The sequence below is a fragment of the Streptococcus sp. FSL L8-0526 genome (assembly GCF_038007145.1).
Classification (GTDB): domain Bacteria; phylum Bacillota; class Bacilli; order Lactobacillales; family Streptococcaceae; genus Streptococcus; species Streptococcus thermophilus.
On record NZ_JBBOWP010000001.1, the window covers coordinates 780,099 to 792,484 of the forward strand.

Annotated in this window: 11 protein-coding genes and 3 pseudogenes; 11 read left to right on the forward strand and 3 right to left on the reverse strand. The window is 40.0% G+C overall.

All coding sequences use genetic code 11. The features are described 5' to 3' along the window. The first annotated feature begins 3 nt into the window (after nt 1–3). The 8 genes and pseudogenes from NSQ85_RS04210 to NSQ85_RS04245 all read left to right on the forward strand — a co-directional run. Nucleotides 4–549, forward strand: a pseudogene (locus tag NSQ85_RS04210) (GNAT family N-acetyltransferase). Then, nucleotides 542–1,822 carry a CBS-HotDog domain-containing transcription factor SpxR gene (gene spxR / locus NSQ85_RS04215; protein ID WP_179972170.1) on the forward strand — a complete coding sequence of 427 codons (1,281 nt, stop codon included), beginning with the start codon at nt 542–544 and terminating at the stop codon, nt 1,820–1,822. The pseudogene NSQ85_RS04210 and the gene spxR overlap by 8 nt, the downstream one beginning before the upstream one ends. 43 nt (nt 1,823–1,865) lie before the next feature. Then, entirely contained in the window at nt 1,866–2,726 is an 861-nt protein-coding gene (locus tag NSQ85_RS04220) for a methionyl aminopeptidase (RefSeq protein ID WP_179973925.1), read from the forward strand. A 1-nt stretch (nt 2,727) separates the two neighbouring features. Next, nucleotides 2,728–3,687 (forward strand): YihY/virulence factor BrkB family protein, encoded by a 960-nt coding sequence (locus NSQ85_RS04225; RefSeq protein WP_340781216.1) that lies wholly within the window; start codon nt 2,728–2,730, stop codon nt 3,685–3,687. 90 nt (nt 3,688–3,777) lie between these two features. Next, nucleotides 3,778–4,287, forward strand: coding sequence for a QueT transporter family protein (locus tag NSQ85_RS04230; RefSeq protein WP_179972168.1), 510 nt, complete (start codon nt 3,778–3,780; stop codon nt 4,285–4,287). Nucleotides 4,288–4,337: 50 nt separating this feature from the next. Continuing rightward, complete coding sequence (gene ligA / locus NSQ85_RS04235; RefSeq protein WP_179973922.1) at nt 4,338–6,296, forward strand: NAD-dependent DNA ligase LigA; 1,959 nt, start codon at nt 4,338–4,340, stop codon at nt 6,294–6,296. 9 nt (nt 6,297–6,305) lie between these two features. Next, entirely contained in the window at nt 6,306–7,319 is a 1,014-nt protein-coding gene (locus tag NSQ85_RS04240; protein WP_340781219.1) for a diacylglycerol kinase, read from the forward strand. 132 nt (nt 7,320–7,451) lie between these two features. Continuing rightward, a pseudogene (locus NSQ85_RS04245) lies at nt 7,452–8,287 on the forward strand (transposase); the annotation flags it as partial. Here NSQ85_RS04245 and NSQ85_RS04250 read toward each other — a convergent pair. Together NSQ85_RS04250 and NSQ85_RS04255 are read right to left on the reverse strand one after the other, a co-directional pair. Further along, entirely contained in the window at nt 8,265–8,744 is a 480-nt protein-coding gene (locus NSQ85_RS04250; protein ID WP_340781540.1) for a QueT transporter family protein, read from the reverse strand. The pseudogene NSQ85_RS04245 and the gene NSQ85_RS04250 overlap by 23 nt on opposite strands. A gap of 73 nt (nt 8,745–8,817) precedes the next feature. Further along, nucleotides 8,818–9,645 (reverse strand): exodeoxyribonuclease III, encoded by an 828-nt coding sequence (locus NSQ85_RS04255; protein WP_340781220.1) that lies wholly within the window; start codon nt 9,643–9,645, stop codon nt 8,818–8,820. A gap of 531 nt (nt 9,646–10,176) precedes the next feature. Here NSQ85_RS04255 and NSQ85_RS04260 point away from each other — a divergent pair. Both NSQ85_RS04260 and NSQ85_RS04265 read left to right on the forward strand, forming a co-directional pair. After that, nucleotides 10,177–10,335 (forward strand): hypothetical protein, encoded by a 159-nt coding sequence (locus NSQ85_RS04260; RefSeq protein ID WP_340781222.1) that lies wholly within the window; start codon nt 10,177–10,179, stop codon nt 10,333–10,335. A 230-nt stretch (nt 10,336–10,565) separates the two neighbouring features. Next, nucleotides 10,566–10,724 carry a hypothetical protein gene (locus tag NSQ85_RS04265; RefSeq protein WP_340781224.1) on the forward strand — a complete coding sequence of 53 codons (159 nt, stop codon included), beginning with the start codon at nt 10,566–10,568 and terminating at the stop codon, nt 10,722–10,724. Nucleotides 10,725–10,799: 75 nt separating this feature from the next. Here the strand turns inward: NSQ85_RS04265 and tehB are convergent. Continuing rightward, nucleotides 10,800–11,608, reverse strand: a pseudogene (gene tehB / locus NSQ85_RS04270) (SAM-dependent methyltransferase TehB). Between the two features lie 503 nt (nt 11,609–12,111). Between tehB and rpsP the strand changes: the two are divergent. Then, on the forward strand, nt 12,112–12,384 hold the full coding sequence (gene rpsP / locus NSQ85_RS04275; RefSeq protein ID WP_002884675.1) for a 30S ribosomal protein S16: 273 nt from the start codon (nt 12,112–12,114) through the stop codon (nt 12,382–12,384). Nucleotides 12,385–12,386: the final 2 nt, after the last annotated feature.

Sequence of the window (12,386 nt, forward strand, 5' to 3'; positions counted from 1 at the left end):
ATCATGGATATTTGGACTAGTCTGGGTGCTTTTGCCTTCTTTGAGTCGGAGCGCCTTTCTTTTAGACCACTCGTCTTTTTAGATCGTTTTGACTTACATGAGATTGTGTCAAATCCAGAGAATTTACAATTTTTCTTTCCTGCTACGCAAACTCAGTATGAAACAGATTGCCTCTTGGTACATTATTTCATGAAGGAGCCTTTGGGTGTTTGGGCAATTGTAGATCGAGAGTCTAATAAGTTGATTGGGATTATTCGCTTTGAAAAAATAGATGTCTAGAAAAAGACTGCAGAGCTCGGTTATTTTTTGAATGCTTTATACTGGGGTAGAGGTATAATAACTGAGACAGTTACTTGTTTGTCAGATTTGGCATTGACAGCTATGGGAATGGAACGCATTATCCTTATTGCTCATTTGGAAAATAAGGCATCGATTCGTGTGGCAGAAAAGTCTGGCTTTAAACTGGTGTCTCGTTTCAAAGGAGCAGACCGATACACCCGTACCATGCGAGATTATCTCCGCTTTGAGAAGGAGAAGAACTGTGAGTAAACATCAAGAAATTATGGATTATCTAGAGGCTTTGCCCATCGGTAAACGAGTTAGTGTGCGTAGTATTTCTAACCACTTGCAGGTTTCTGATGGAACTGCTTATCGAGCCATTAAAGAAGCTGAAAATCGAGGGCTAGTTGAAACGCGTCCTCGAAGTGGAACAGTTCGAATTGAAAAGAAAGTTCAAGTACGGCTTGACAAACTGACCTTTGCGGAGATTGCAGAGATTACAGAGTCTGAGGTGATTTCGGGTCATGAAGGTTTAGAACGTGTCTTCAGTAAGTTCTACATTGGGGCCATGACTATTGAGAATATCACCCGTTATCTAACAAAAGGCGACCTTCTCATTGTTGGAGACAGGGAAGATATCCAGTTATTAGCCTTAGAATACAATAATGCTATTCTGGTAACTGGAGGCTTTCGGGTTTCTGATAGGGTTAAAGAGCTTTCTCGTTTGAAGCAGTTTCCAGTCATGGTCACTGCTTACGACACATTTACTGTAGCGACTATGATTAATCAGGCACTTTCGAATGTTCGTATTAAAACAGAAATTAAAACAGTTGCTCAAGTCTATACTAGACGAGAAGAATACAACTATATGACTCCAGAAATGACAGTCAAAGATTTTCAAAATTTGGTTAAACGGACTAACCTTGTTCGTTTTCCTATTGTATCTGAGGATGATAGGGTTATTGGGATTGTGACCATGCGTGATGTGGCTAATCAGCTTCCGTCCACTATGGTTAAGGCTATTATGACAAAACCGACAGTAACTCGTTTGGAGGCTAGCCTTGCGTCTGTGGCACAAAAGATGATTTTTGAAGACTATGACATGATTCCTGTTGTGGATGACGAAAAACATTATCTAGGGACTATCACTCGTCGTCAGGTTTTAGAGGAACTTCAAGATAATAACCGTGGTGATCTCCATACATTTAGCGATCAAATGATAGCTAACCTTAATCGTGAAAAGAATGCCTTTAGTTTTGAGGTAGAACCGACCATGATTGATAATTCTGGGAACCTTACACAGGGTGTTCTTGTAGAAATGGTTAAAGAGGTTGTTTACCGAACGATGGAGAAACAAGAACAAAATAGTCTGGTGTTTGAAGAGATGATGTTTTACTTTCTGCAGGCGGCTCAAATTGATGATAAGGTGACGATTACACCCAGTATCATTGCGGAAACCAGACGCAGAGCTCATTTAGACCTTATGGTTACTCATGGTAATCATACGGTTTGTAAGTCAGTAGTAGTGGTCAAGAAAACTTAATAAGCCATTTAAAATTAAAGAAATAAAGAAAACGGAGAAAATAATGATTACACTGAAATCAGCACGTGAAATTGAAGCGATGGATAGAGCGGGAGATTTTCTTGCAAGTATCCACATTGGCCTACGTGATCTCTTGAAACCAGGAGTGGATATGTGGGAAGTAGAAGAGTATGTTCGTCGTCGTTGTAAAGAAGAAAATGTTCTGCCACTTCAGATTGGGGTTGAAGGAAGCATCATGGACTATCCTTATGCGACATGTTGTTGTCTTAATGATGAAGTAGCACACGCTTTTCCACGTCATTATATTTTGAATGATGGAGACCTCTTGAAAGTTGATATGGTCTTGTCAGAACCTATTGATAAGTCAGTTCTTGATGTATCAAAATTGGACTTTGATAATGTTGCCCAGGTAAAAAAATATACAGAATCATATGCTGGTGGTTTGGCTGACTCATGTTGGGCATATGCGATTGGAACGCCTTCTGATGAGGTTAAAAACCTTATGGAAGTAACCCATGAAGCCATGTATCTTGGTATTGAACAAGCGGTAGTTGGTAATCGTATCGGTGATATCGGTGCAGCTATCCAAGAATACGCTGAAAGTCGAGGCTATGGTGTCGTTCGTGATTTGGTCGGACACGGAGTTGGACCAACAATGCATGAAGAACCAATGGTTCCTAACTATGGCGTGGCCGGACGTGGTCTTCGCCTTAAAGAAGGAATGGTCTTGACCATCGAGCCAATGATTAACACAGGAACTTGGGAAATCGATACAGACCTTGAAACTGGTTGGGCTCATAAGACACTTGACGGTGGCCTTTCATGCCAATATGAGCACCAATTTGTGATTACTAAAGATGGTCCAGTAATTTTGACTTCTCAAGGGGAAGAAAGAACTTATTAGTATGAAACGACAAGGCATAATGGCCCGTCTCCTAGATAAGCTTCAATGGCGCCCTTTTCAGGTTTATCTTAGTCATTATCGTAGTGCTGAGATAGATATTTCTAGCATTGCCGTGGCTTATTATTTGATTTTGACGGTCTTTCCGCTCATTGTCATTGCTGCCAATGTCTTTCCCTATCTGAATATTGATACGACTGATCTCTTGAAGTTTATGAATGAGCATCTTCCTAAGCATTTTTATGCACCTGCAGCTAATGTTGTTCAGGATATCTTCTCCACACCTTCTGGACGGTTGTTGGGAGTGGCCTCTTTGACGGGATTTTGGACCATGATTAAGTCCTTATCTTCGCTTCAAAAAGCGATTGACAAGGTATATGGTGCTTCAGAACACCGTGATGTCTTTATCAGTCATATCATTGGTGGACTCTTGAGTTTGGTTATCTTGTTTTTGTTAACCTTTGCGCTCATGTTATCTACAATTATTCAGTCGGTCCTTCGGGTAATCAATCAGACCTATCCTATTGGGTCTAACCTAACTCAACTGATTTTGAATAGTATTCAGCCCTTGAGTGTTGCAGTTGTCTTCCTGGGAATGATGGTACTTTATTTCATTCTTCCGAATGTAAAGATTCGAAAAATCCGCTACATCATGCCAGGGACTATCTTTACGACTTTAGTGATTGGGTATCTGAGCAATTTGTTTGGAACTTACGTGATTCGTACCTTGAGTAGATTGGTTGATATCAAGCTGTTCGGATCGATTATGATTTTCGTCTTCATGCTTTGGTTCATCATCCTAGCTAGAATATTGATTTTGGGTGCCGTCTTTAATGCGACCTATCAGGAACTTAAACAAGGTGAACTACATAGTAGAAGGGGTGACGTACTTACCATAATTCAGAGTTTTTCTGGAGACGGTGGTGACAGCAAAAAAACAAAAAATGATAGGGATAAGTCATAGAGCATAAAGAGAGCTTGGCTAAGCCTAGGCTCTTTTGATGGATTAGTTGGTCCTTGTTTGTAGAAAAATATCTCATTTATGGAGGAAAAGATGAAAAACAAAACTATTCGTGATTTAACACATATTGCGATTGTGGCGGCACTTTACGTGGTCTTGACCATTGTGCCACCTTTCAACTTGATTTCGTATGGTCCTTACCAGTTCCGCATTGCGGAAATATTCAATCTTTTAGGATTTTATAATCGCAAGTATATCATTGCTGTTACTTTGGGGTGTATGATTGCTAATTTCTTTAGTTTTAACATGATTGATGTGGTTGTTGGAAGTCTCTCAACGCTAGTCTTTGTTGGTTCAGGTGTTTATTTCTTTGACCGCTTTAAGAATCAAGATATTTTGGGTGGTCTCTTTGATAAGGCTCATGTTTATTTTGCCTTTTATTTCTCATTCTTCATGGTGACCATCGCTGCAGAGTTGACCTTAGTTGCTCAAGCGCCATTTTGGGCTACTTGGTTCACTGTCGCTTTAGGAGAACTGGCGTCACTCTTAGTTGGTGCGGTCCTTATCAAGAAATTAGCCAAAGTAATCGATTTTGTTTCTTAAATTAACGTCTGTAAAGGCGTTTTTTTCTGCTTTTATGTTAAAATATTCCTATGGAAAAACGAATGAAGGAGCTGGTTGACAAACTTAACCAGTATGCAAAAGAGTATTATACCGAGGATAATCCATCGGTGTCAGATGCCGAGTATGATAAGCTCTATCGTGAGTTAGTAACTTTAGAGGCTGAACACCCAGAACTTGTTCAGGCGGATAGCCCTACGCACCGTGTGGGTGGCCTGGTTCTTGATGGTTTTGATAAATACCAACATGAGTATCCGCTTTATAGTTTGCAGGATGCTTTTTCACGAGAAGAGCTAGATGCCTTTGATAAGAGGGTCAAGTCCGAATTTCCTAACGCTGACTATATGGCCGAGCTCAAAATTGATGGCCTTTCAATTTCTCTAACCTATGTGGATGGTATTCTTCAAGTAGGTGCAACGCGAGGTGATGGTTCTGTTGGTGAAAATATCACTGAAAATGTTAAGCGAATCTCAGATATTCCTCTGAAGTTGGATCAACCGCTTAATATCACTGTTCGGGGTGAGTGTTATTTGCCACGAGCTGAGTTTGAACGCATCAACACCCAGCGCCAGGAGAGTGGTGAGGCCGAATTTGCCAATCCACGTAATGCTGCAGCAGGAACTCTTCGTCAATTAGATACGAAAGTAGTTGCTGAGCGTCGTTTGGCCACCTTCTTTTATCAAGAAGCTAGTCCCACTGAGCGCCTGACACAAAATGATGTCTTGAATGAAGTGGCAGAACTTGGCTTCTCCGTTAATCCACGCCGTATTGTGACATCATCGATGGATGAGATTTGGGACTTTATTCAAGCTGTTGGGCAAGATCGTGATCACTTGGCTTATGATATTGATGGAGTTGTTATCAAGGTCAATAGTTTGGCCATTCAGGAAGAGCTTGGCTTTACAGTTAAGGCACCACGTTGGGCCATTGCCTATAAATTTCCAGCTGAGGAAAAGGAAGCAGAACTTCTCTCAGTTGATTGGCAGGTGGGTCGTACAGGTGTAGTAACGCCGACGGCCAATTTGACCCCAGTACAATTGGCCGGGACAACAGTTAGCCGAGCTACCCTACACAATGTAGATTATATTACGGAGAAAGACATTCGTATTGGTGATACCGTTATTGTTTATAAGGCTGGTGATATTATCCCTGCTGTTCTTCGTGTGGTAGACAGTAAGCGTACAACACAAGAAGCGATGCCAGTTCCGAGTCAATGTCCATCTTGTGGTAGTGGTCTCTTACATTTTGAAGATGAAGTGGCCCTACGTTGTATCAATCCATCTTGCCCTGCTCAGATTAAGGAAGGTCTTATTCATTTTGCTTCTCGTGATGCCATGAACATCTCAGGTATGGGACCTTCAGTGGTTGAAAAACTCTTTAAAGCTGAATTGGTTAAAGAGGTGGCTGATATCTATGGTTTAAACAGTCAGGATTTCCTCCAATTAGAAGGTTTCAAGGAAAAATCAGCTGAAAAACTATATGCAGCTATTCAAGCATCAAAAGAAAATTCTGCAGAGAAACTGCTCTATGGTTTGGGAATTCGCCATGTTGGTGCCAAAGTTAGTAAGCAATTGCTAGAAGCTTTTGGAACTATCAAGGAGTTGGCAAGTGCAGATGTCCAAGCTATTGCTGCTGTAGATGGTTTGGGAGAGGTTATTGCCAAGTCAATCCAGCGTTATTTTGCCAAGGAGGAGGCTCAAGTTCTTCTGAAAGAACTGGAATCCTATGGTGTTAATTTATCCTATCTTGGTAAAAAAGTAGCAGATGATGCCATTCTATCTGGTAAGACTGTTGTTTTGACAGGGAAATTGGAGCATCTTAAACGTAGTGAAGCGAAGGCAAAACTAGAGGCCCTGGGTGCTAAGGTGACGGGTTCAGTCTCTAAGAAAACAGATTTAGTGATTGCTGGTAGTGATGCTGGAAGTAAGTTGGAAAAAGCACAAAGCCTAGGAATTGAAGTAAAAGATGAGGCTTGGTTGCTGGATTTATAGGAGTTCAATATGAAACAAAAACGTGCCCGCTTAATTTATAATCCAACATCTGGACAAGAAATTATGAAGAAAAATGTTGCTGAGGTCTTGGATATCCTGGAGGGTGCTGGTTTTGAGACATCTGCTTTTCAAACAACCCCGGATGAGAACTCAGCCAAAAATGAGGCCACTCGTGCAGCAGAAGCAGGCTTTGATTTGGTTATTGCGGCTGGTGGTGATGGAACAATTAATGAGGTTGTTTCTGGGATCGCCCCACTTGATAAACGTCCTCAAATGGCTGTTATTCCAACAGGGACAACAAATGACTTTGCACGCGCCTTGAAGATTCCAAGGGGAAATCCTGTTGAAGCAGCCAAGGTCATTGCTAAAAATCAAACCCTTCAGGTGGATATTGGTCGTGCCTATGATGATAAATACTTCATCAATATTGCGGCTGCAGGGTCATTTACGGAACTAACCTACAGTGTTCCTAGTCGACTTAAGACAGTCCTTGGTTATTTGGCCTATCTTGTTAAGGGTGCCGAGTTACTTCCTCAAGTTAAGAAAGTTCCGGTCCGCATTACGCACGATCAAGGTGTCTTTGAAGGCGACCTTTCTATGATTTTCGTTGCCTTGACCAATTCAGTTGGTGGTTTTGAAATGATTGCTCCAGATGCTAAATTGGATGATGGTCAATTTACCCTAATTATGGTTAAAACGGCCAACCTCTTTGAATTGGTTGACCTTATTCGTCAGGTTCTTCAAGGTGGCAAGCACATCTACGATAAGAGAGTTGCTTATATCAAAACAAGTTCGCTAGATATCGAGCCTTTAGGTGAAGATCGTATGATGATCAATCTGGATGGGGAATACGGTGGCGATGCCCCAATTCACCTCCAAAATCTTAAGAATCACATTGAATTCTATGCTAATATTGATGAAATTTCTGATGATGCTATCACGCTTCCCGATACAGACAAATTGGCTCTCGAAGCTATTGCACAAAAATTCAGTACAGAAGATGAAAAAATCGAAAATGATTAATATAAATCTTTTAAGCAACCTAGGTCAGATTACTTCGGATTGAAGACAAAGTCCTTAGAAGTTATACTTCTGGGGACTTTTATTGATTTGAAGGAGTATAATAAAAGAAAAGGTATTTGATGTGGTAGGTTTCACAAGGAAGTCTTCGCTTATAATGCTCAGGTAGCTTGTTATAAACACAGTTGGGTCTTGGCTTTTACAGTTGAAGCAGATAACATCCCATGATAGTCAGCTCTTTTCTGCTCTTTTAGCCAAGTTAGAGCCCTTCTCACCTGAATTCATTATTGCGGATTCAGGCTACAAAACACCTAGTATTGCTAAGTTTCTTTTAGAAAATTGGATTATACCGGTATTCCCTTACACTAGGCCAAGAGGTAGGAGAGACTTTCTACGTCTTAAAGACTTTGTCTATAACGAGTATTCTGACTGCTATCTTTGTCTAGAGAACCAGGTATTAACTTATCGTACAACGACACGTGAAGGTTATAGAGAATATAAAAGCAATTCCAAAATTTGTAAGACCTATCTCTTGTTAGCGATCTGTACTGAAAGTCGCCAGAACCAAAAAGTTGTTGTGCGTCATATTTGGAAAGACGCCCTGGAAGTCTGCGAAGATATTCGTCATCAAAGTGGGATGAAGGAGCGGTATCAACACCGTAAAGAAACGATAGAACGGTTATTCGGAGCATCTAAAGAATATCACAACTTGCGTTATACCAGAGAAAAAGGAAAGTCCAAAATGGAAGATAAGGTTGGGCTTACTTTGACATGTTTAAATATCAAAAAATTGGTAAAAATTATGGTAGGGAAGACCTGGTATTTTATCAATACCCCAATATTACTCGATTATGGAAGAATTAAACGTGAATATAAAAAAGACAAACATCGTTTTTGATGTTTGTCTTTATTCTGACATCTCTGCAATTGCAGAGATGTCTTTGTTTGTCAGTCTTTGTATCCGCGTTTAGCTAGCTCGTGTACAAGTACAGCTCCCAAGATTGCAGGAACTAATTGCCCTAAGATAAGGTTAATAACGAGAGCGACATAAGGAAGTTTAAGTAGGGCACTAAGCCATATTGGTACTACTAAGGATGGAACGAGTAGGATTGGGAGTACGATAAACCAGCTAGATAGCTTAATTTTACGGATGAGGTAGATGCTACCAGTTGCTAAAAAGCTGGCACAGAAACCACCGACAACATCAATCAATCCCAGGCCACCAAAAGAGTTAGCAATAGCATTTGCGAGACTGAGTGGGACAACCAAAAATGGAAAGATATAGGTTAATCCATATAAAGCCGTGGCCAGACGCATCTGAACAGCACCAAAGGAAATAGCTTGCGAAATAAAGAGGATGGCGATATATAGGGCCATGATAATAGCTGAGAAAACAAGCTTTTGTGTAGGGTTAAGTTTATTTTTCATCATTTCTCCTTAGTTGGGCAAAGTAAAAGAGTAGCGGTTCTACTCTTTTTAGGGGGTTAGGTCTAGAGTTATTTTATAAGTCAATCTCTAAGACAATAGGTGTGTGGTCTTGACGATCACCAGAGTCAATCATGTTTGATTTTGTGACCTTATCGGCAATACGATTTGAAGTCAACCAGTAGTCAATTCTCCAGCCTGTATTATTAATTTTAGATGTTTTGCTACGTTGGGCCCACCATGTATAGGCACCTGTAACATCACCATTGAGGTGACGGTAAGTATCTGTAAAACCTTTATTGAGGAGATTAGTGAAGCCAGCACGTTCTTCATCTGTAAAGCCTGGTGAACGACGATTACTTGAAGGGTTGGCCAAGTCGATTTCCTTGTGGGCAACGTTGTAATCACCAGTAGCAAGGACTGGTTTCTGAGCGTCCAATTCAGCTAGGTAATCAGCATATTTTTCATCCCAGATTTGACGTTCGAGTAGACGTTTGAGCCCGTCACCAGCATTTGGTGTGTAGACCTGTGTCACAAAGAAGGTGTCAAATTCGAGAGTTATGATGCGTCCTTCATAATCCATGGTTGAAGGTGCTCCGATTTCAGGATAAGTGATGACTGGTGTCAATTCTTTTTTATACAAGAACATGGTTCCAGCATAACCTTTACGAGCAGGTTCAACAGATGAACGCCAAGTATTGACATAGTTAGGGAAGTAGTCTTCTAAGATTTGCAAATGCTTTTTAGTTGGCCCTTTAGCAGATAATTTTGTCTCTTGAATAGCAATGATATCCGCATTTTCAGCGACCAAAGTATCGATAACGGCGCGTGATAATTGAGCACGCGCAGAGTCACCGGTAAGAGCAGCATTTAGGGAATCAATATTCCAAGAAATTAATTTCATATGTACAGTTTCCTTCTGTGAATTGTTTTTTTCTATTGTAGCAGAAAATAAGATGTCAGACGAGTTTTGGGATGGATAAGTGAAGATAGGAGCGCTATACTTAACCTAGATGGAGGTGACAATCAATGAAAAAAATAAATATGCATTTATGATTGGTTTTGGGTTCTCTTCTTTGTACAAATCATTCTTAGTGTTATGATTTGGTGGTTACAGGGGCTAGTGCTTCCTCTTGTCATTTTTTCCAGGGATAAGTTTCTTCTTTCTGATTTATCTAAGGTATCTCTTACACTACAACCTTAATCAGTCTCCTACTGATCATGGGTTTCCTGATTTCCTTCTTTTGACTGAATATGTCTGCTTTTATAAGTCTTTAGTCCCCCTGCTAAGAGTAAGTTCAAGGACGTAAACCAAAATCTGATGAACTACAACTGGCTTATTAGTTTGGCCTTATTGAAGTCTCGAAATATTATAAGTATATCTATACACTCGTAGAATACCTCGTAGCAATCGTAGTAGCCATTAGTCTGATTCTTGAACTATAAAGAGACTAAGTCATATTTCACAGTGGCTAGCTTGATATTCGCATCAACAGAGGATACTATCACTTCATCTAGTGAAAATAATAAGCCAAATGAATCTAGCAGTGCAAGTATTGATACACCTGATTCTAATCATGCCAAGGAAGTCTAGACTGAAAATCTGAGTTGGTCCAATGACAGGGCTAGTCAATCTGCTAGTTTGATTGTTTCTTGGGGAAAGTAGATGAATAAGTCTAGATACAAAGAAATTACAAATGAATCCTCTTATTTACCTATCCGTTGGATGTAGGACAATAGTCTGTCTTTGGATGCAACCTATGGCTACAACTGGTAATAGCAATTCTGAGTATACCATTCTTTCGGTTTATGAGAGATGGGGAAATGCTTCTTGTTCACCACTATTTCTTTACGACTAAAAAAGACGAAACGCCCATTGTTCTTTACTCACCAACTACTGATAGTAGTGTGTATTATGTCAAAGAACAGAAAACGCAGACCTTAAATCAGGGGATGCAGGTATTGCAAACAATTAAAAACTAGGAATCTAGTTGGATTTCTAGTTTTTAATTTGAAGATAAGTCAAGCTGTAATCAGTTCTTTTACAGTCATTCGTTCTTATGTTACCTTCTTGGCTAACATGGTCGCAAATTGAAGGGCGATTGGATTGCCATACTCATCTAAACGGTGAAGGTGACCAAGATTGTCATTGTACTTGATTAATTCCCAATCACTATAGTAGTTTTTCAACTCGTCTTCTTCAAAAGTAAATGGGAAAGGCATGGTACAAGGGTGCTCTTCTGTATCCATGGCACAAACAATTAGGTTGTAACCACCAATGGCTGTACGCTCTTGCATATTCTGGATAATAGCTGGAATTTGAGTAGGATCTAGGAACATGAAGACCACTGTTGAGAGGATGAAGTCAAAGGTTTCAGACCCAGGAAGAGCAGAAACATTGATATCGTAGTAGCCAGCTCTAACATTGTAACTTTCTTCATCAGCAATCATTTGGATACGTTGTGTAGCTTCATTGTTAATATCAACGGCAGTAACTTCGTGTCCAAGTGATGTCAAATAAAGAGCGTTACGACCATGGCCACAGCCTAAATCAAGGGTACGACCAGGTTTAATATGTCCAGACTGGACGGCTTCAAGAACCTCAGAGTGGGCTTTAGTATCATACTTTTTAGCCATGTAGTCCTCTGGCTTGCAGTAGAAGGAAAGATAGCATTCTAAATTATCTGAAGCAGCAGCGATTCGATGCCAAGATTGTGGTTCGACAAAAGGAATTTCTGTTTCAGGCGTGAAAAGGTGCTCTGCAGTAATCTGTCCCTGTTCATCTAATTTATAAAAGTGAAGAGTTCCTGATAGAATAGTCAGCTTAGCCCAGGTTTCAACCTTAGTATTATGTTTTGAGTCGCCATTTCTGGAAGTGTTGTGGCTGCCCAGTTTGGAAAGCGTTTGTAGCAAACAAGTTGCTGATCTATTATCGTATGTTGAGTTCCTTTTGATAGGTATGGCTCTATTATAGCAAAAGTATGGAAAAAGAAAAAAGGCCTAGCCAAACTTGAACTGCATCCCAAGAGTTAGATAGAGAAAGTCTAACTTTTGGGGTGTTTTTATTATGAAATTGATTTATGAAGATAAAGTTCAAATATATGAACTGAGAAAGCTTCTAAAGCGACAGTTAATGGCTCAGAAGTCGAGTATGCTGAAGCAAAGGTGACTTATGAAAAAAATCATAAGAGTACTACCAAGAAATAGTCCTATAAGGAAGTTAGAGCTTATCTCTAGTTTTTTTGTAGAAAATTTAAATCTGTCAAGTTTTTTTCTTGACACATAAAAATGATATGGTATACTAGTTAAGGTAAAGAGGCAGTAAGTGCCTCCACCATCATAAAAAAACTAAAGAAAAGAGAAGTTAAAAATGGCAGTAAAAATCCGTTTGACTCGTATGGGTTCTAAGAAAAAACCTTTCTACCGTATTAACGTTGCAGACTCACGTGCTCCACGTGATGGACGTTTCATCGAAACAGTTGGTACTTACAACCCACTCGTTGAAGAAAACCAAGTAACACTTAAAGAAGAACGCGTTCTTGAGTGGTTGTCTAAAGGTGCACAACCTTCAGATACAGTTCGTAACATCCTTTCAAAAGAAGGCGTTATGAAAAAATTCCACGAATCAAAATTCTCAAAATAATT